The following is a 20,107-nucleotide window of genomic DNA, read 5'->3' as shown; positions in this document are numbered from 1 at the left end:
CAGACGTTCAGCCGCTAGATAAAGCGGCCTGATCGCATGCAACACTTGCTCGCGAAAAGAGAAGGGGGACTAAGGCAGAAGCGACGCGATTTCGTCGGTACGCACCCCGATAGCTGCGGGTGCTGCAATGACGTTGTGTCGACGGACGGAGCGACGCGACAACACGGTATCGATGGACAGGGGGCGGGATGGCGAAGCGCAGTTGCTCCCCTGATGAGCGATCGAACAGCCGGACAGGAACGTTCTTTCCCGACCAGGCTGATATCTCACCAATGGACCACGGACTTTCACGATGGAACCCGAAGCGACGTTGAGTAGAAGTTCTCGCTGATGCGGATTGACCGCGCTGCGAGAACCACCAGACTGCCGGCTTAGGATATATGAGACATTATTTTCGTCAAAGGATTTTCTGACACTGCGCTGTCATTGTAATTGTCATGCGCAGTGGGACGCATGCATGCGAGCGCATGCTCCAACAAGCATGGCTCGCATCGAACTACGCAAAGACAGACAACGTTGGCGTTTTACTGGCCGGCAGGTGCAGCGGGCATCGGTGTGCCGGTTTGCGATGAGCCGTTTGCCGACGAACCGTAACCGGTGGCGTCATGCTGTGCGGCTACGCGTGCTTCGGCTGCCTGAATGTCAGCGGGGTAGGTTGAGTCGGTTGCAGTGGCAGGGTTGTAGCCGGCCTGTTCAATCTGAACCAGTTGCGCCCTGACCTCGGCGCGGGTTAGCGGTTGCTCGGACTGTGCGAACGAAGCGACCGGAGCTGCGAGAACAACGACCAGTGCGACTGCTTTGATCAGCGATTTCATGATGAATCCCTCCGAGGATGTTTTATTCGGCGCCGCAACAAGTGTTCGGCGGCCTATAGAGGGATTCTAGGAAGCGGGTGATCTAGGGCAAACCCCTAAACCCGTAATTCAGTCTTGCAGCAAATGATAAGTCGGCGTTATGTAATGCTCTTCCTAACATATGAAGAATTGTTTCAGACTCCAGAACGTACGCCTACGCGGTACGCCGTCACCTGCCGGTATGCGTTGCCGGGCCGCACGATGACCTGCTCCTGCTCAGCCATATTGACTTCGTTCGGAAAGCCGCCGGCTTCGAGACACAGTCCGGAGTACGCCTGGTAGGCGATGCCGCCGCGGCCCGTGTCGCCCTTCAGGAAATTGCCGGTGTAGAACTGTAAGCCGCGCTGATCGGTCGAGACGGTCAGTTCGCGTCCGCTGCCGGGATCATAGGCGCGTGCAACCTCGCGTACCTGCGGCTCGCGTCCGGCTACCGTGGCATCGGGCGCGTCATGCAGCACATAGCAGTGATCGAAGCCACCGGCCTTCGCCAGCTGCGCATGCGGCCAATCGAGCCGTGCGCCGATCGGCGCGCTCTGCCGGAAGTCGAACGCGTTGCCTGCCACTTCGGCAAGCTCGCAAGGAATCATCGACGCATCGACTTCGAAGAACCGGTCGGCATCGATCGACAACACATGGCCGCGAATGTCGGCATCCCGCCGACCTGTCAGGTTGAAATACGGATGGCTGGTCAGATTGAGTGGCGTCGGGGCGTCCGTGACCGCTTCATACGCGATCGTCAAGGTGCCGTCGTCGTCGAGCGTGTAACGCACTTGCACCGTGACATTGCCCGGAAAGCCGGCGTCGCCTTCGGGCGATTCCAGACGCATAAGCAGCGCACCGTTGTCTTCGCTCACGTCCCACAATGCGCGATGAAAACCGTGCGTGCCACCATGCAGCAGATTCGCGCCTTCGTTGCGGTCGAGCGTGTACTCGATGCCGTCGAGCGTGAAACGCGCATCGGCAATGCGATTCGCCCACCGGCCGACCAATCCGCCCATGTAGGTCGTGGCCGCAACGTATTCGGCGGGCGTGTCGTGTCCGAGCAGAATGTCGCCGAGACGACCCGCGCGGTCCGGTGCATGCCACGACACCAGCGTCGCGCCCAGGTCGCTGATGGCGACTTTCATGCCGTGCGCATTGCGCAGCGTGAAGAGCCGCACAGGATCGCCGCCGGGCAGAGCGCCCCATGGCTCAGAAGAAAGTGGTGCGATGCTGATCATGTCGTCGGTAGAAAGAAAAGGTAAAGGGCATGCTCAGCCGGGTGCTGCGGTCGAATTCACACGGTCCTGGTATTCGCGCGGCGTGCAGCCGAGTTCGCGACGAAACACCGCGTACATGTATTGCAGCGACGTGAAGCCGCAGCGGATCGCCACCTCGGCACTCGACGCATCGCGCTTCGCCAGCAACGCTTTCGCGACATCGAGTTTATGACGCAGAATTTCCTGATGCACGGTGCACTGCCGTTCGCGCCGGAAGTACTCTTCGAGCGACGATCTCGACACGCCCACGTAATCGGCAACCTGTTCGGTGCGGATGCCCTGGCACGCGTACTGGCGGATGAAGTGCCGTGCGCGCATCACATACGGACTTGCGAGCGGCTGGTGTTTGGTCGATTCGAGCACATTGATGCCGACCGGTGGCACGAGAATGCGCCGCCCCGGAAAACGCGCGCCGTGCAGCATTTGATGCAGCAAGTGAGCGGCGGTGCGGCCCATTTCTTCGGTGCCTTGAATCACGGAGGAAAGCGGAATACGGGTCAGCGTGCGCGTGAGCGGATCGTTGTCGATGCCGATGATCGCCACTTCTTCAGGCACGGGAATACCCGCGATCAAACAGGCCTGCAGCAGATGCCGCGCGCGGGCGTCGGTGACGGCGATGATGCCCACCGGCTTCGGCAACTGGGCGAGCCACGCGGTGAGTTGCTCGGTTGCCTGATTCCACGACGGCGCGCTGGTCGACAGGCCACGATAGATCTCGGTGTCGATCTGCTCGGCGCTATGGCCGTCCGTGCTGCGTAGGTGAGCGAATGCCAACTCACGTTGCTGCGCCCAGCGGTTTTCCTGCGCTTGCGGCAGGCTATACAAAGCGAAGTGCTCGAGTCCCGCGCCGATCAGATGCGTGTAGGCGAGCGAAACAAGCTTGGCGTTATCGGTCGCGATATAGGGTAAGTCCGGAGGGTAGTGCGCCGGATCTTCGAACGATGAACCGACCGCCACCACCGGCAACGGACAATCTCGCAGCGCTTCACCCACAGCGGGATCGTCGAAATCCGCGATGATGCCGTCGCCGTCGAAACGCTCGATACCCGTCAAGCGGCAGCGGAAATCTTCTTCAAGGAAGAGATCCCACGCCACGCGCGTCGACAGCAGGTAATTGCCGATGCCGGTGATGATCTCGCGGTCATACACCTTGTTCGCGTTGAACAGCAGCGCGATCCGATGGGTCGTCTGTGGTGTTTGCGGACGGGTCATGGCAGTGGGTGGCGTGCAGATCGTCAAGATTCGCAGCGCCTTCGTCTCCTGTTGGGCGCGCTCTGAAGGCAGCACCGTTTTTAAGCGTCTGGTTATTCTAGGCCGCGAACATCGCGCCGGTGTGAAACAAACGCATGGGCGGTAAGAAACATCAAGCACGCTGCGCAATTTCGCAATTGCCGATGCACCTTGCAAGCGGCAGCATGGCGTCACCTTGTCGACCGGCGCGGCGATACCGCACGGGTTGCAGTGCAGCATAAAACAGGAGACGCTGATGTCCTACTTCGAACACATTCCCGAGATCCGCTACGAGGGCCCGCAATCGGATAACCCGCTTGCTTATCGTCATTACGACAAGAGTAAGCGGGTGCTCGGCAAGACACTCGAAGAACATCTTCGCATTGCTGTGTGCTACTGGCATACGTTTGTCTGGCCCGGTGTCGATATTTTCGGGCAAGGGACGTTTCGGCGTCCCTGGCAGCAAGCCGGTGATGCAATGGAACGGGCACAGCAAAAGGCCGACTCGGCGTTTGAGTTCTTCTCGAAGCTCGGCACGCCGTATTACACGTTTCACGATACCGACGTTGCACCGGAAGGCGACAGCCTGAAGGCCTATAGCGAGAACTTCACCCGCATCGCCGACTATCTGGCGCGCAAGCAGCAGGATACCGGCGTCAAACTGCTGTGGGGCACGGCCAATCTGTTCTCGCATCCGCGTTATGCAGCAGGTGCGGCGACCAGTCCTGATCCCGAGATTTTTGCGTTCGCTGCGACTCAGGTTCGTCACGCTCTTGATGCGACCCAAATGCTGGGAGGTGAAAATTATGTGTTGTGGGGCGGCCGTGAAGGCTACGACACGTTGCTCAATACCGACCTCGCACGCGAACGTGATCAGCTTGCTCGTTTCCTGCACATGGTGGTCGAGCACAAGCACAAGATCGGCTTCAAAGGTGCATTGCTGATCGAGCCGAAGCCGCAGGAGCCGACCAAGCATCAATTCGACTACGACGTGGCGACCGTACACGGCTTCCTGCTGCAATACGGGCTCGAAAAAGAAATTCGCGTGAACATCGAGGCCAATCACGCGACGCTTGCTGGTCATTCGTTCCACCACGAGATCGCGACGGCCTACGCGCTAGGTATTTTCGGCAGCGTCGATGCGAATCGCGGCGATCAACAGAATGGCTGGGACACGGACCAGTTTCCGAACAGCGTCGAAGAACTGACGCTGGCCTTCTACGAAATCCTTAAACACGGCGGCTTCACCACCGGTGGTATGAACTTCGACGCAAAGGTGCGGCGTCAGAGCGTCGATGCGGAAGATCTGTTCTTCGGCCACATTGGTGCAATCGATAACCTGGCGCTCGCTGTCGAACGTGCAGCGACGCTGATCGAAAACGACCGGCTCGAAGCGTTCAAACGTCAGCGCTACGCAGGCTGGGAGTCGGAGTTCGGCCACAAGATTCTGAAGGGCGATTATTCGCTCTCAACGCTGGCTGCGGATGCATTGACACGCGGCCTGAATCCGCAGCACGCGAGCGGCAGACAGGAGCAACTGGAAAACGTTGTAAATCAGGCGATTTACAGCCGACGCTAAAAGGCAGTCATGAAGTACCGCTCGAAGCAGGGCATGCAGTAAGACATAAAAACCGCGCGGCCCCGTTGACCGCGCGAATAAAAGAAGCTTTGGGTTGTCGCTTGTCCGGTTCTGCGGCTCGCAGCGCAGACCGTCCAATCCGGTATTCCGGCGATCAGAACAAGGAGTGAGACATGAAATTCGCAACACGTCGTACCGTACTGAGTTCGCTCGTATGTGGAGCGATGCTCGCCAGCCTGTCGCTTGTTGCGCCGCTCGCGCACGCAAGCAAGGACCACCCGGAAATTGGCTTCTGTATCGACGATCTGCGTGTAGAACGCTGGTCGCGCGATCGTGACTACTTCGTTGCAGCGGCAGAAAAGCTCGGCGCCAAAGTGTCGGTGCAATCCGCCGATGCGAGCGAAGAGCGGCAGATTTCGCAGATTGAAAACCTGATCTCGCGCGGCGTCGACGTGATCGTGATCGTGCCGTTCAATTCGAAGACGCTCGGCAACGTGGTTGCCGAAGCCAAGAAAGCCGGCATCAAGGTCGTCTCGTACGACCGCTTGATTCTCGATGCCGACGTGGACGCCTATATATCGTTCGACAACGAGAAGGTTGGCGAGCTGCAAGCACAAGGTGTCTTCAACGCGCAGCCGAAGGGTAACTACTTCATGCTCGGCGGCGCGCCGACCGACAACAATGCCAAGATGCTGCGTGAAGGCCAGCTCAAGGTGTTGAAGCCCGCAATCGACAAGGGCGACATCAAGATTGTCGGTCAGCAATGGGTGCCGGAATGGAGTGCGTCGACGGCGCTGCGTATCGTTGAAGATGCGCTCACGGCGAACAACAACAAGATCGACGCAATCGTCGCTTCGAACGACGGCACTGCAGGCGGCGCGATCCAGGCACTGGCTGCGCAGCACATGGCTGGCAAGGTGCCGGTGTCGGGACAAGACGCTGATCTGGCTGCTGTGAAGCGTGTAATCGCCGGCACGCAGACGATGACCGTGTACAAACCGCTGAAGTTGATTGCAGGCGAAGCGGCGAAACTCTCCGTCGCGCTTGCGAAGGGCGAGAAGCCGGCCTTTAATGCACAGTACGACAACGGCAAGAAGAAGGTCGACACGGTGCTTCTGCAACCCACGTTGCTCACCAAGAGCAATGTTGATGTGGTCGTCAAGGACGGCTTCTACACCCAGGCCCAGCTCGCGAGCCAATGAGCGTAACGTGTGCGTAGTTCAAGCCGGTGTGCCTGGTATACATCAGGCACATCGGCGCGACCGCGCGCCCTGCAGCGAGGCATAGCGAATGAGTGAACCATTACTGACGATGCGCGGTATCGTCAAAGCGTTTTCCGGCGTGAAGGCGCTCGACGGCATCGACCTGACGGTGGCGCCTGGCGAGTGCGTCGGCTTGTGCGGCGAGAACGGCGCGGGCAAATCGACGCTGATGAAAGTGCTGTCCGGCGTCTATCCCCACGGTACGTGGGACGGCGAAATCATCTGGGAAGGCGAGCCGCTGAAGGCCGCGAGCATACGAGACACGGAACGCGCGGGCATCATCATCATCCACCAGGAGTTAATGCTGGTGCCGGAGCTCTCGGTCGCGGAGAACATCTTTCTCGGCAATGAGATCACGCTGCCCGGCGGCAGAATGAATTACGCCGCGATGTATCAGCGCGCCGATGAGTTGCTGCACGAGCTCGGCATCAGCGGAATCAACTCGGCGCAACCGGTGATGAATTACGGTGGCGGCCACCAGCAGTTGATCGAGATCGCGAAGGCGCTGAACAAGCGCGCGAAACTGTTGATCCTCGATGAACCGTCGTCGTCGCTGACGGCTACGGAGATACACATCCTGCTGGATATCGTGCGCGATCTGAGGCGGCGCGGGGTTGCATGCGTTTACATCTCGCACAAGCTCGACGAAGTGGCGGCGGTGTGCGACACAATCAGCGTGATTCGCGACGGCCGCCATGTCGCGACCGAACCCATGCGCGCGCTGACCACTGACCGCATCATCTCCCTGATGGTGGGCCGCGAAATCAAGAACCTGTTTCCGCGTGAACCGCATCCTATCGGCGACGTAATCTTTGAAGCGCGCCACGTGACCTGTTTTGACGTCAACAATCCGCGCCGAAAGCGCGTGAACGATGTGTCGTTTGCGCTGCGGCGTGGCGAGATTCTCGGCGTTGCCGGTTTGGTCGGCGCGGGGCGTACGGAACTGATGCAGGCGATTTTCGGCGCGTATCCCGGTGCGAGCGAGGCGACCGTGGTGATGGACGGCAAGCCGTTGAAAATTCGCGCCCCTGTCGATGCGATTCGCGCCGGTATCGGCATGGTGCCGGAAGATCGGAAGCGCCACGGCATCGTGCCGGGTCTGAGTGTCGGCCACAACATTACGCTTGCGGTGTTGCAACGCTTCGCGAAGGGCGGCCGCATCGATTCCGCCGCCGAACTCGACACGATTCACACGGAGATGAAGCGGCTTTCGGTGCGCGCGGCGCATCCGATGCTCTCGATTGCGAGTCTGTCGGGTGGCAATCAGCAGAAGGCCGTGTTGACGCGCATGCTGCTGACGGACCCGAAGGTACTGATCCTCGACGAACCGACGCGAGGTGTCGACGTCGGCGCGAAGTTCGAAATCTACAAACTGATTTTTCAACTGGCACAGCGCGGCATGTCGATCGTGATGGTGTCGTCTGAGTTGCCTGAAGTGCTCGGTATCAGCGATCGCGTGCTGGTTATCGGCGAAGGCGAATTGCGCGGCGATTTCGTCAACGACGGCCTCACGCAAGAGGACATTCTCAGCGCCGCAATCCGTCCCGTGCAGCGATCCCTCAACCCGACCGCACCAACTGAAGCGAGTGCCGCATGACTCCCGACGTCACTTCCCAACCCGCCGACGGCGCTGCGTCGCGCGGCGCATTCGGTGGCCCGCAGCGCATTCAGCAACTGTTCGCACGTTACAAGATTCTCGCGTTGCTGATCGCCGTGGCCGTGATCTGGCTTTTCTTCTCCTTTCTGACGCACGGTGCGTTCGTGACGCCGCGCAATCTGTCGAACCTGCTGCGGCAGATGTCGATTACCGGCATGCTCGCGTGCGGCATGGTGTTCGTGATCATCGCGGGCGAGATCGATCTGTCGGTCGGGTCGTTGCTGGGTTTGCTCGGCGGTGTCGCGGCGATTCTCGATGTGAACCGCCATTGGCCGATTGGCGTCACCGTGCCTGTCGTGATGCTGCTTGGCGTGCTCGTCGGCATGTTCAATGGATGGTGGTCGACCTACCGGCGTGTGCCTTCGTTTATTGTCGGCCTGGGCGGCATGCTTGCATATCGCGGCATTCTGCTCGGCGTCACCGGCGGTTCGACGATTGCGCCGGTCTCTGATGGTTTCGTGTTTGTCGGTCAGGGGTATTTGCCGCGTCTTGCGGGCGATACGCTGGCCGTCGCGCTGTTTGTCGTACTGGCGTTTCTGACCGTGCGACAACGAAGCAACCGCGAGCGTTATAAGTTGCGCGTGGTGCCGATCTGGCAGGACGTTGCGAAGGTAGTCGGGGCAGGCGTGATTCTGGCCGCCTTTGTCGCCACGCTCGATCGTTATGGCGGCATTCCTGTGCCGGTTTTGCTGCTACTCGCGCTGCTTGGAATTTTCACGTGGATCGCAACGCAGACTGTTTTTGGGCGGCGTATTTACGCGGTGGGGTCGAACCTGGAAGCGACGCGGCTCTCCGGCGTGAATACCAACCGCGTGAAGCTGGCCATCTTTGCGCTGATGGGACTGATGTGTGCGTTCGCGGGGATCGTCAATACGGCGCGCCTCGCGGCGGGCTCGCCGTCGGCGGGATCGATGGGTGAACTCGACGCGATCGCTGCGTGCTTTATCGGTGGGACGTCGATGCGCGGCGGCTCCGGAACGGTCTACGGTGCGTTGATCGGCGCGCTGGTGATGGCGAGTCTGGATAACGGCATGTCGATGCTGGATGTCGACGCGTACTGGCAGATGATCGTGAAGGGCAGCATTCTCGTGCTGGCCGTGTGGATCGATGTCGTGTCGGGATCGAACCGGCGGTGAAACAGCAGGCGGTGCGTCATGCAAATGACGACGCGCCGCCTGCTGAGCGATCAAACGCTTTAGTTCACGCCGAGCAACGACTTCGGCTCCATGAAGGCTTCCAGGCCGAACGTGCCATATTCCCGCCCGATGCCTGATTGCTTGAAGCCGCCGAACGGTGCTGCCGGTTCGTGTGCCAACGTGTTGATCAGTACACGTCCTGCGTCGATGCGAGTGGCGACTGCGCGAGCCCGCGCTGCATCGGCTGAGAGTACGTACGCTTGCAGCCCGTAGCTTGTGTCATTGGCGATCGCAATCGCTTCCTCAGTATCGCGATACGCAATGATCGACAGCACCGGCCCAAAAATCTCTTCACGGGCAATCGTCATGTCGTTGCTGACGCCGCTAAATACGGTCGGACGCACGAACCAGCCGCGCTCCACGCCTTCCGGTCGGCCCTCGCCACCGGCAATCAATCGCGCGCCTTCGTCGATGCCGATGCCGATATAACGTTGCACGCGCTCCCACTGCTTGCGGCTGACCATCGGGCCGATCCGCGTAGCCGGATCGCGCGGATCACCGGCTTGCGTGCGAGCGACTTCAAAGCTCATCCGCTCTTCGAATTCCGCAAGGCGGCTCTGCGGCACAAGAATCCGCGTACCGGCAATACACGCCTGACCGCTGTTCATGAACCCTGCCTGGAGCGCCAACGGCACCGCCTCTGCGAAATCGGCGTCGTCGAGTATGACCACCGGCGATTTACCGCCCAACTCTAACGTGACGCGCTTCAATGTCTCCGCGCCGGTGCGCAGAATCGTCTTGCCGACAGCCGTCGATCCGGTGAAGGAAATCTTCGCCACGTCCGGATGTGCGCTGATTTCCGCCCCCACCGTGTCGCCCCGGCCCGTGACGATATTGAACACGCCCGCGGGCAAGCCAGCTTCGTGCAGCGCCTCGGTGATGATGCGTGTCTGGATCGCGCTCATTTCGCTCGGCTTGATGACGGCCGTGCAGCCCGCTGCAATCGCCGCAGCCAGCTTCCCGCAGATAAAGCCGCCATTGCTGTTCCACGGTGTAATCAGTCCGGCGACGCCGAGCGGCTGCATGACGACGTCGGCCGTGCCGGCGCGTCGCGTGAAATCATAGGTCTGCAAGACCTTGATGACTTCCGCGAGCACGTCCGCCGGGTATTTCGCCATCCAGCGCGCGCGTGACACCGGCGCACCGTATTCCTCGACGATTGCTTCATACAGCTCGTCTTCTCTCGCCTGAACCGCGGCGTGCATGCGTTCGAGCAGCGCGATCCGCTCTTCCTTGCTGGTGCGGGAAAACGCCGGGAAGGCGCGTTTGGCGGCCGCAATCGCGCGGCGAGCGTCTTCCGCGTCGGCCAGACGCACCGTGCCGATCACCGTTTCCTTAGCCGGGTTGTGAAGATCGAACCACTCTTCGCCGTGCGGGGTGACGAACGCGCCGTCGATATAAACCTTGTCGATTTGCTGCATGAAAGCTCCTACCCAGGAAGTTGTTGCCTCAAAGATAGGCTCAAAGGATTAAGCCGACTAGCCATATAATCAAGGATGATTCATTGAGCAGGATGGGATAATGAAGACGCCCGGTTTGAGCGAACTGGAAGGCGTGCTTGCGGTGGCGCGCCATCGTAGCTTCCGCGCAGCGGCCACGGAACTTGGCGTGTCGACATCGGCGCTGAGCCATGCGATTGCGGCGCTGGAGGCGCGCATCGGCGTGCGGCTCTTTAATCGGACCACGCGCAGCGTGTCGTTGTCCGAGGCGGGCGCGCAATTCGTCGACAGCGTGGCGCCGGCGTTATCGACCATTCGCGTGGCTATCGAGCAGGCCGGCAGCTTTCGTGACACACCGGCGGGCACGCTGCGGATCAATACGTCGACGGGCGCGGCGCGCCAGGTGATGCCCTTGCTGCTGGAATATCTGCGGCGTTATCCGGTGATGAAGCTGGATCTCGTCACCGAGGGGCGCATGATCGACATCGTGGTGGAGGGCTTTGATGCCGGCATTCGGTTGGCTGAGATTGTGCCGCAGGACATGATCGCGGTGCCGTTCAACCGGCCGCAGCGTTTTGCAGTCGTTGGGAGTCCCGCCTATTTCGCCGAAAATCCGAAGCCGCGCAAGCCAGACGACCTGCGTGCACACCGTTGTATCCGGATGCGCATGCCGAGCGGCCGTATTTATCACTGGGAGTTCGAGCGACGCGGCGAGGCAATCAGCGTAGATGTGCAGGGCATGCTGACGCTCGATGAGCCGCTGCTCATCATGGAGGCAGCCCGCGAGGGATTCGGACTGGCGTACATGACCGAATGGAACGTGGCGGCGGATCTGGAAGCGGGCACGCTGCAGCGTGTGTTGGAAGATTGGACGCCGGCGTTTGAGGGGTTGTGTCTTTACTATCCCGGGCGACGTCATGTGCCGGCGGGGTTGCGGGCGTTGATCGAGATGATTCGGGAGGGCGCGTGATAGTAAAAATCCGCCACCTCTCGCATTTTCCCGCCGTTCAAGCCAGTTGCGTTGCAGCGTGCCACCACGCGACGAATAACATTTAATGAACTGACACACGGCTTGCATGCGCCAGCACTGTGCAGCTCGGCTGAAACCCTTTAGCTTTCAGTCCCCCATCCACTCTTCCGTCTTACTACTGTTCCAACGAAACAAACTCCCGCGCCAGCCCGCGCTTTCACAGCGTCCCCGCCACCGTGCAAGCTGATCGAGCCATACGATGTTAAAGCGCAGAACCTTCCTGCTAGGCGGCGCCGGCGCGCTCGGTGTGCTGCTGGTCGGCTGGTCGGTGCTGCCGCCGGGCCAGCGCCTGACCCTCGCCACGCCGTTGCCGACAGAAGGCAACCAGGTCGCACTCAACGGCTGGGTCAAAATCGCCGCGGACAACACCGTGACGATCGTGGTGTGCAAAGCGGAAATGGGGCAGGGCATCCACACGGGCCTTGCGATGCTGCTGGCCGAGGAACTCGACGCCGCCTGGTCGCAGGTCCGCGTGGAGAACTCGCCGATCGACAAGATCTACAACAGCGTGCAGAACATCGTCGACGATCTGCCGTTTCGCCCGGACGACGACAGCACGGTCAAGCGCGCCACGGTCTGGATGACCCGCAAGCTGGTGCGCGACGCCGGCACGATGATGACGGGCGGTTCATCGAGCATGAACGATCTATGGGCGCCGATGCGTGAAGCCGGCGCCTCGGCGCGTGCGATGCTGATCGGTGCGGCGGCCGCGCAATGGAAGGTGGCACCCGGCGAATGCCGTACGGAAGGCGGCTACGTACTGCATGCAGCAGGTCACAAGGCGAGCTTCGGCGAACTGTCCGCGATGGCTGCACAGCAACCGCTGCCACGCAAGGTTGCGCTGAAAGATCCTGCTGAGTTCAAACTGATCGGCAAACCGGTGCGGCGTATCGAAGCCGCGTCGAAAATCAACGGCACAGCGCGCTTCGGCATTGACGCGCTACCCGATGGTCTCATCTACGCAAGCGTGGTGATGTGTCCCACTTTGGGCGGCACGGTGGCGCATTTCGACGCCTCGCCTGCCAGGACGATGCCCGGCTTCATCAAGGCGTTTTCGCTGAAGCCCTACGCGGGTGGCAGCGGCGGCGTCGCGGTCATCGCCGACAACCCGTTCCGCGCGATGAACGCGGTGAGTGCAATCAACGTGGTGTGGAATGACGGCGCTGCGGCCAATCTGTCGAGCGCAAACGTAGACACTCAACTCGCGCAGGCGCTGGACGACAGCGACGGCCACGCCTACTACCATCGCGGTGACGTCGACGCCGCATTGAGCGGTGCCGCGCGCACGATCAGCGCCGAGTACCACGCACCGTATCTCGCACATGGCGCGGTCGAACCAGTGAACTGCACGGTGCAGGTCGCGGACGGCGCGGCCACCGTTTGGGTTTCCACGCAAATGCCGACGCTCGCGCGGCAGCACGTTGCGAAAGTGCTGGACATCGACATCGACAAGGTCGACGTGCAAACGCAACTGCTCGGCGGCGCTTTCGGGCGCCGTCTCGAACTCGATTTCATCGCGCAAGCCGCGGCGATTGCGCGCGAAGGCGGTGGTCGTCCGGTACAAACAATCTGGTCGCGGGCGCAGGATTTCACCCACGATTTCTATCGTCCGGCGTGCGTGTCGCGACTCAAGGCCGGTCTCGACAAAGACGGCAAGCTGGTCGCGTGGCATGCCACCTCAGCGAGTCAGGCGATCGTGCCGGAATCGCTCGTGCGTTACTACGGCGTGCCGCGCATTCCCATCGACAAGACCACGTGCGAAGGCGCGTTCGATCAGCCCTACGAATGGCCCACTGCACGTGTGGCGCACAAGATCGTCGAATTACCGATCCCGATTGGATTCTGGCGCTCGGTTGGCCATTCGCATCAGGCGTTTTTCACCGAAGGTTTCACCGACGAACTCGCTGTAGCCGCCGGTCAGGATCCAATTGCATTTCGCGCGGCGCTGCTCGCGCAGCATCCGCGCCATCTTGCGGTGTTAAGGCGCGTTGCAGCCTTGTCCGACTGGGGACATCCCATGACGCGTGCGGCCGATGGCACAAAGCGGGCGCGCGGCGTCGCGCTGCATGAAGCGTTCGGCAGTGTCGTCGCGCAGGTGGCGGAGGTATCGGTTGGTGTGAACAAGCAGATTCGCGTGCATCGGGTGGTCTGCGTGATCGACTGTGGACTGCCGGTGAACCCAAACCTGATTCGTCAGCAGATGGAGGGCGGCATTGTATTCGGCCTCTCGACTGCGTTGCAGGATGAAATCACTTTCGTCGGCGGTCAGGTGGCGCAGAAGAACTTCGTCGATTTCCCGGTCGTGCGGATGAACGATTGTCCGGTGATCGAAGTCGACATCATGCCCAGCCAGATGCACCCACAGGGCGTCGGCGAACCAGGCGTGCCGCCGGTTGCGCCGGCGGTGGCCAACGCGGTATTCGCACTGACCGGTCAGCGCTTGCGCGCGCTGCCGCTGAGGGTTGCGTGAAACGCTTCAGATTGACGGAGAAAACATGGGATCGCTAAACATCAACGGCCGCGCGGTTGCCGTGCAAGCTGAACCGGACATGCCGCTTCTGTGGGTGCTGCGCTGCGACCTCGGCATGACCGGCACCAAGTTCGGGTGCGGTGTGGGCATTTGCGGCGCATGCACGATCCACCTGGACGGCAAGGCGGGCCTTGCCTGTCAGACACCGATGTCGAGCTTGCACTCGCAGAAGATCACGACGATAGAAGGCGTGCAGGGCGCCGAAGCGCAGGCGCTAAAAGCGGCGTGGATTGATCTCGACGTGGTGCAGTGCGGTTATTGTCAGAGCGCGCAGCTAATGGCGGCCTGCGCGCTGCTCAAGCAGAAACCCAATCCCACTGATGCGGATATCGATGCGGCGATGTCCAACATTGTGTGCCGTTGCGGCACGTATCCGAGGGTGAGGGCGGCGATTCATCAGGCGGCGGCAAAACGGCGGCCCGCTTGAGGCCGGCATCACCGCAGACAGCGACGCCTGGGTGAGCCGATTACGAGCCCAGTGGGCTCAGTTTGCCAGCATCTCCACGACCGCCACCACTACCGTGAAAACGCCGATACAACCGCCCAGCGTGGCTGCGCCTTGCATGAATTGCGACATACGTGACCCCGTAACGTGTGGTGTTGAGGCCTGTATTTAACCTGAATTGAAAGGTAAAAGAAAGCTTGTCAATAATAGCGATTTACCCGGATGAGGGGAGGCGGGCGGGTCAGGGCGCCTTGGTAGCCGCCGCCGGCATGGCGACCTTAGCCGGTGCCGCAGCAGTAGCAGGAGTCGTAGCATTAGAACCCGCAGCCCCAGGCACCGCCTGCGCGTCAGTCTCCCACCCACCACCCAGCGCGAGGAACAGATTGACCTGATCAATCGCCACCTGCCCCTCCGCAGCCGCCACCTGAGATTTCGTCGAAGTCAGCGTGCGGGTGGCATCCAGATCCGAAATAAACGACTCGCGCCCGGCGCGATACAGGCGATGTGTTTCATCCGCCGACGCAGTGGCCGACTTCAACGCGGCACGCAAGGCGTCGGCGCGGGCATAGTCGGACGCGTAGGTCGCGAGGCTGGTTTCGGTTTCGCGCAATGCGGTCAGCACCACGCCGTCGAACTTCGCCAACGCAACATTGCTTGACGCTTGAGCTTCACGCACACGACCCCGTGCGCCATTCGTGGGGAAGGTCCAGCTGATCAGCGGACCGAAGGCCCAGCGTGCCGTCGGCGAGGTGCCGAGGTCCTCCAGAACCCCGGTCAAACCCGCCGACGCACCGATGCTCACCGTCGGATACAACGCGCCCGTCGCGACCCCGATGCGTGCAGTCGATGCTGCCAGTTGACGCTCGGCCTCGCGCACGTCCGGGCGACGCTTGAGCAGCGCGGCACCGTCGCCGACCGGGATCGGCTGGCGGATCTGCGGCAACGTGCTGCAGGCCAGCACGGCTGGCGGCAAATCGGACGGCGCGCGTGCGAGCAGCGCTGCGAGCCGGTATTGCGCAATCTGGCGGCGCGCCGTATAGCGCGGAATATCCGCCGCCAACGTATCGACCTGGGTTTGCCCGCGCGTCACATCGGGCTGATTGCCGCGACCCGCGTCGCGCAATCGGCGCGATACGTCCACACGCTCCTTCTGCAAGGCCAACGATTGCTGCGCGATCCTGAGTTCCTCGGCGGCCGAGCATTGGTCGACGTACGAGCGCACCACATCCGCGACCACTGTAATTCGCGCGAGATCGGCGGCCGCCTGCACGGATTCCGTATCCGCCGCCGCCGCTTCGACACCACGCCGCAGCTTGCCGAACAGATCGATTTCGTAGGAGATGCTGATACCGATATCGCCTTCATTGACGACCGGCAGCTTCTCGGTAAGCAGGTACTGCTCGGCCGATTCCTGCGCGCGTTCGAGCAGCACCGAACTCTTGCCGGAGAAGCCGCCTTGAGCCTGCGCGACACCCAGCGCTTCACGCGAACGCGCGAGGTTCGCCGCCGCGACGCGCAAGTCGGTATTCGACTGCAGCGCCTCGTCGACCAGCTTGTTCAGCACCGGATCGTCGTAGAGCTTCCACCAGATCACCGGCACGTTCTGTTGCGTGGTCAGTTTGGCATCGGCGCCTTCGATCGGCGCGTTGGCGAGCGGCGCGTTGACCAGCGCCTGCTTCGGCAGTGCGTAATCGGGGCCGACATTCACGCAGCCGTTGAGCGCGACGCTCAACGGCAAGAGTGGCAGCAGCGGCAATAAGGGAAGGGCGCGCGACAGCTTCATTGCGACGCGCCCGACATGACGGCAGCAGATGCCGGTTGCGCAGTAGAAGCAGCGGAGGCAGCCGGGACAGCAGAAGTAGCCGAAGCCGAAGCCGCCGATGCATCCACCGTACCCGAAGCGCCCGCAGCCGGACGCTGCTTGCCGGTCGGCGACAGATCGCGCACCGACACCGTCGCGGTGCGTCCAGCGATCATGCGGAAGTCGGCAGGCACCTCGTCGAGCGCAACGCGCACCGGAATCCGTTGCGCGAGCCGCACCCAGCTAAATGCCGGATTCACGTTCGGCAGCAGATTCGACCCTTGCGTGCGGTCGCGGTCTTCAATCCCCGCGACGATGCTTTGCACGTGACCGCGCAGCACGTTTGGCTCGCCCATCACCTGGATATCGACCCGCTGGCCGATGTCGATGCCGCGCAGTTTGGTCTCTTCAAAGTAACCGTCGACGCGGAACGAATGCATATCCACCACCGCCAGCACGGCACGGCCTGCCGAGACGAATTCGCCGGTACGCGGTGCGCGGTCGTTCAGATAACCGTCGACAGGACTCACGATCGTAGTGCGTTGCAAATTCAGCTTGGCGGTATCGATCGCGACGTTCGCATCGGCGAGCGCCGCTTCCGCTGTTTCAACACGCGAGCGGCTTTCCTCTGCGACCTCCGCCGCAACCAGGTTGCCGAGCTGGCGATTACGCACGTCTTCGCGGCGCGCCTGATCGAGGGTAGCGCGGCGTTGCTGCGCGGTGGCCTGCGCCTGGCGCAGTGCGAGCGCGTAGCGGGCCTGATCGATCACGAACAGCACCTGGCCTTGTTTGACCTGCTGGTTGTCCACCACTTCGACCGATGAGATCAGCCCCGAGATATCCGGCGCAACCTGGATCACGTCGGCGCGTACATGACCGTCGCGAGTCCACGGCGCGAACATGTAATAGGCGACCAGTTTCCACAGCACGAAGGCTGCAACCACGACGACGATCAGGGTCAGCAGAATTTGACCGACGGAGAACCAGGTTTTTTTCACGTTATTAGTCTGTGCGAAACGACGACGACAAGGCCCAGCACCAGCACATAGATGCCGAGATCGAAGATGGAGCGATGCCAGACGAAGCGGTAAAAGCCGACGCGTTCGAACACCGTGCGAATGGCCAGGTTGATCAGATAGGCGACCAACATCAGCACCAGCACGGCCGGTACGAACACGCCGAAGATATCGATTTCACCGATCATCGCGGGAACGGGCAAAGGAGAGGATGGGGTTGCGGGACGGGCGCATCAGGCAGCGGCCTCCGGTTCGGGCGGCGTGGGTGTGATTAGCGTGGCCGGAAACAGCGAAAGACGCAAGCCGACCAGCGCGTGCAGCGCCTCGCGCAATCTGCGCGCCGAGGTTTGCGCGGTCGGGCCCGGCGCGCCGGCATTGGCTAGGCCTTGTGCAGTGACGCGCGCCACGGCTGAATCAATCGACGACATCAGGCTCTCGGGCACCGGTTGGCGCTTGCGCTGGTCGATGCACCATTGGAAGTAGTCGCGCACGTCTTCGAGGACCTGATCGATCGCAGCCGGCGCTTCGCCGCCGAGCTTCCCGGTCAGACGGCGCAGATCGAGCGCGTTGAAAGCAATGCGCAGATCGCGGAAGCTTTCGATCGACGGATGGCGATGGTCGTCCGTGGCGGCGAGGCGCGGGATCAGCTGCATCAGGCGGTCGAGCATGCGCGCGGCGAGATTACGCGGGTCTTCGATCGTCCGGGCGGACGCAGTCAGCGCCACGTCGGCCCAGCTCGAGCGCAACAGCCGGGAGGCCGCGAGTTCGGCGCCGAACGGCCGCGTCGCGCGGGTCCACAGATACGCATACAGCAAGCCGGCAAGGCCCGCGAGATTGCTGTTCAGGAAGATCAGGAAGTCGGCCGAATAGGCATCCTGAATGCTAATGAAGGTGGCGGTATTGACGGCCACGAGCACCGTCACCATGTTGAACTGCGGACGCGGGATCAGCGTGCCGACAAGGATGAACGGCCCGGCGAACAGGATGACCAGCATCGGGAAATCGTGCACGTGAGGCAGCACGGCGAACAGATAGATACCGGCGGCCACCACTGCGATCGCCGTGGCGACGAAGAACTTGAACACCATGGGCGCGGGTTCGTCGAACGCGGCGAAGAAGCAGCAGGCGACTGCTGCCAGCGTCGCCGCATTAGCGCCGTCCGCCCAGCCTGAACTGATCCACAGACTGCACGCGATGACGACCGCGGCGCCCGCTGAAACCGTCGAAAACAGCATGATGCCGCGATCGAAGAACCGCTCGGTGCCGCCCAGCCGCCAGTGACGAAAGCGTGGCCGCCACGAGCCTTCTTCGCGCGTGATGATGATGCGCAGTGAGCGGCAGTCCTGCCAGATATCGATCACCTGTTTCAGGCGCCATAGCGCGTTCGAAAGCAGTGCGTTGTCCCAGGTCGCCAGCGCGGCCGGCGGCGGCTGCATCGCGGCGATGCGCTCGCGCAACGCGTTGGCTTCCGGGTCGGGATGATAGCCCCCGCTGACCGCGGGAAGCGGCGCATTGAACCACTTGATGACGTCGTTGAGCAAGGCTTCGAGGCCTTCTGGCCATGTCTGGCGACCGCTGTTGTAGAGCGCGATCAGCGGATCGGCCAGCGCCGACATCATCGGCAGCAGCAACTGCATGCGCCCGCGCAACTCGTGAGTGCGTGTCAGGATGTCCGGCCGGGTATGGTCGTAGGCCAACTGGCTCAGTAGCAATTCCAGCCCGTTGATCGTGCTCGCAATGCGCTGGCGAGCCCCCGAGATCGCCGAGCCCGCAATGCGCCCAGACAGCGTTTCGGTCGCATAGAACGCAGCGTCGCGAAACCACGCGTCGGTTCGCTCGATGATGGTGGGGGCGAGCCGGCTGGGAAACAGCGAACTGCCGACAATGCTCGCGCACACGATGCCGAGCAGGATCTCCTCGGTACGGCTGATAGCCAGATCGAACACGCCGCCTGGATTGGTCACCGAAGGCAACGCAATGATCGGCATGGTGTAGGCCGCCAGCATGAAGACGTAGCTGCGCGCAGTGCGATCGGCCACCGCCAGATACAGCAGCGTGCCGGTCCACAACGCGACGATCACGCTGAACAGGTATGGCGATTCGACGAAGGGCGGCACCAGCAGTACCGCAGCCGATGCGCCCAGCATGGTGCCGAGCGCACGATAAAGTGCCTTGGAGCGGGTCGCGCCGACAAACGGATTCGACACAATGTAGACGGTGGCCATCGCCCAGTACGGTCGCGGCAATTCGAGCGCGAGGCCGATGTAAAGCGCGATCATCGCCGCGGCAAACGTCTTGACGGAGAAGAGCCAGTCGCGGATGGAGGGATAGACCATAACCCGTTACTCGGCGTCCCGGGGATTGGGGGACGCCGGAGCGTCGGCCGTGAAAGCAGCCAGCACCCGTAAGGTCGCTTCGAGATCGCTACGCGAGATACCTTTCAAAGCTTGCGCCCGCAGCGTATTCAGCTCTTCTTCCATTTTTGCGGTGACGGCGCGGCCTTCATCGGTGAGTGCCACGGTCTTGGCGCGCCGGTCTTCAGGATCTTCGTCGCGGCGCATCAGGCCGGCCGCGCACAGTTGATCGAGCAGCCGCACGAGCGAGGGCCCTTCAATGCCGATGTGATCGGCCAGCGTGACCTGCCGCACCGCTTCACCGAGCCGGCTGGCGGTGAGGAGGGGCGTGGCGCACGCTTCGGAAACATTAAAGGCCGCGAGCACGTCATGGCTCGTGCGCCGCCATTTTCTGGCAGCGACGACCAGGGTGCTGCTAACGGTGCGGCGCAAGATATCGAGATTCGACATGGCCG

Annotated in this window: 16 protein-coding genes; 7 read left to right on the top strand and 9 right to left on the bottom strand. The window is 61.8% G+C overall.

Going from position 1 to position 20,107, the window contains the following annotated elements; genetic code table 11:
• Nucleotides 1-524 precede the first annotated feature (524 nt).
• The 3 genes from M0D66_RS20455 to M0D66_RS20445 all read right to left on the bottom strand — a co-directional run bounded on the left by M0D66_RS20455 (nucleotide 525) and on the right by M0D66_RS20445 (nucleotide 3,325).
• Entirely contained in the window at nucleotides 525-815 is a 291-nt protein-coding gene (locus M0D66_RS20455) for a DUF4148 domain-containing protein (protein ID WP_093635095.1), read from the bottom strand.
• Between the two features lie 173 nt (nucleotides 816-988).
• Nucleotides 989-2,074: an aldose epimerase family protein gene (locus M0D66_RS20450; RefSeq protein ID WP_266211437.1), complete on the bottom strand. Its 1,086-nt coding sequence runs from the start codon at nucleotides 2,072-2,074 to the stop codon at nucleotides 989-991.
• A 33-nt stretch (nucleotides 2,075-2,107) separates the two neighbouring features.
• A complete protein-coding gene (locus M0D66_RS20445) occupies nucleotides 2,108-3,325 on the bottom strand; it encodes a DNA-binding transcriptional regulator (RefSeq protein WP_266211436.1) in 1,218 nt (405 codons plus the stop codon).
• A gap of 274 nt (nucleotides 3,326-3,599) precedes the next feature.
• Between M0D66_RS20445 and xylA the strand changes: the two genes are divergently transcribed.
• The 4 genes from xylA (at nucleotide 3,600) to M0D66_RS20425 (ending at nucleotide 8,977) form a co-directional block, all read left to right on the top strand.
• Complete coding sequence (gene xylA / locus M0D66_RS20440; protein ID WP_266211435.1) at nucleotides 3,600-4,922, top strand: xylose isomerase; 1,323 nt, start codon at nucleotides 3,600-3,602, stop codon at nucleotides 4,920-4,922.
• Between the two features lie 173 nt (nucleotides 4,923-5,095).
• Nucleotides 5,096-6,124, top strand: coding sequence for a D-xylose ABC transporter substrate-binding protein (gene xylF, locus M0D66_RS20435; protein WP_054040132.1), 1,029 nt, complete (start codon nucleotides 5,096-5,098; stop codon nucleotides 6,122-6,124).
• A gap of 88 nt (nucleotides 6,125-6,212) precedes the next feature.
• Complete coding sequence (xylG, locus tag M0D66_RS20430; RefSeq protein WP_266211434.1) at nucleotides 6,213-7,781, top strand: D-xylose ABC transporter ATP-binding protein; 1,569 nt, start codon at nucleotides 6,213-6,215, stop codon at nucleotides 7,779-7,781.
• Complete coding sequence (locus M0D66_RS20425) at nucleotides 7,778-8,977, top strand: sugar ABC transporter permease (protein WP_093635100.1); 1,200 nt, start codon at nucleotides 7,778-7,780, stop codon at nucleotides 8,975-8,977. Before xylG ends, M0D66_RS20425 begins: the two co-directional genes overlap by 4 nt.
• Nucleotides 8,978-9,036: 59 nt before the next feature.
• On the opposite strand, the gene M0D66_RS20420 is transcribed toward M0D66_RS20425, so the two are convergent.
• The gene (locus M0D66_RS20420; protein WP_266211433.1) at nucleotides 9,037-10,458 is read right to left on the bottom strand and encodes an aldehyde dehydrogenase family protein; all 1,422 of its coding nucleotides are present in this window, start codon (nucleotides 10,456-10,458) and stop codon (nucleotides 9,037-9,039) included.
• A gap of 100 nt (nucleotides 10,459-10,558) precedes the next feature.
• Here M0D66_RS20420 and M0D66_RS20415 point away from each other — a divergent pair, with 100 nt between their 5' ends.
• The 3 genes from M0D66_RS20415 (at nucleotide 10,559) to M0D66_RS20405 (ending at nucleotide 14,463) form a co-directional block, all read left to right on the top strand.
• A complete protein-coding gene (locus M0D66_RS20415) occupies nucleotides 10,559-11,446 on the top strand; it encodes a LysR family transcriptional regulator (RefSeq protein WP_256457384.1) in 888 nt (295 codons plus the stop codon).
• 259 nt (nucleotides 11,447-11,705) lie between these two features.
• Entirely contained in the window at nucleotides 11,706-13,976 is a 2,271-nt protein-coding gene (locus M0D66_RS20410; RefSeq protein WP_266211432.1) for a xanthine dehydrogenase family protein molybdopterin-binding subunit, read from the top strand.
• A gap of 25 nt (nucleotides 13,977-14,001) precedes the next feature.
• On the top strand, nucleotides 14,002-14,463 hold the full coding sequence (locus M0D66_RS20405; protein ID WP_115778595.1) for a (2Fe-2S)-binding protein: 462 nt from the start codon (nucleotides 14,002-14,004) through the stop codon (nucleotides 14,461-14,463).
• 259 nt (nucleotides 14,464-14,722) lie between these two features.
• On the opposite strand, the gene M0D66_RS20400 is transcribed toward M0D66_RS20405, so the two are convergent.
• Genes M0D66_RS20400 through M0D66_RS20380 form a run of 5 tightly spaced genes read right to left on the bottom strand, consistent with a single transcriptional unit; the run spans nucleotide 14,723 to nucleotide 20,102 of the window.
• Nucleotides 14,723-16,264 carry an efflux transporter outer membrane subunit gene (locus tag M0D66_RS20400; protein ID WP_266211431.1) on the bottom strand — a complete coding sequence of 514 codons (1,542 nt, stop codon included), beginning with the start codon at nucleotides 16,262-16,264 and terminating at the stop codon, nucleotides 14,723-14,725.
• Complete coding sequence (locus tag M0D66_RS20395) at nucleotides 16,261-17,280, bottom strand: efflux RND transporter periplasmic adaptor subunit (protein ID WP_200653078.1); 1,020 nt, start codon at nucleotides 17,278-17,280, stop codon at nucleotides 16,261-16,263. The genes M0D66_RS20400 and M0D66_RS20395 overlap by 4 nt, the downstream gene beginning before the upstream one ends.
• A complete protein-coding gene (locus M0D66_RS20390) occupies nucleotides 17,277-17,486 on the bottom strand; it encodes a DUF1656 domain-containing protein (RefSeq protein ID WP_175049886.1) in 210 nt (69 codons plus the stop codon). The genes M0D66_RS20395 and M0D66_RS20390 overlap by 4 nt, the downstream gene beginning before the upstream one ends.
• A gap of 45 nt (nucleotides 17,487-17,531) precedes the next feature.
• Entirely contained in the window at nucleotides 17,532-19,634 is a 2,103-nt protein-coding gene (locus tag M0D66_RS20385; RefSeq protein ID WP_266211430.1) for an FUSC family protein, read from the bottom strand.
• A 6-nt stretch (nucleotides 19,635-19,640) separates the two neighbouring features.
• Nucleotides 19,641-20,102, bottom strand: coding sequence for a MarR family winged helix-turn-helix transcriptional regulator (locus tag M0D66_RS20380; RefSeq protein ID WP_093635108.1), 462 nt, complete (start codon nucleotides 20,100-20,102; stop codon nucleotides 19,641-19,643).
• Between the last annotated feature and the right edge of the window lie 5 nt (nucleotides 20,103-20,107).

The sequence above is a fragment of the Paraburkholderia sp. SECH2 genome (assembly GCF_030464795.1).
GTDB classification, from domain to species: Bacteria; Pseudomonadota; Gammaproteobacteria; order Burkholderiales; family Burkholderiaceae; genus Paraburkholderia; species Paraburkholderia aspalathi.
This window is presented reverse-complemented; position numbering and strand designations above follow the sequence as displayed.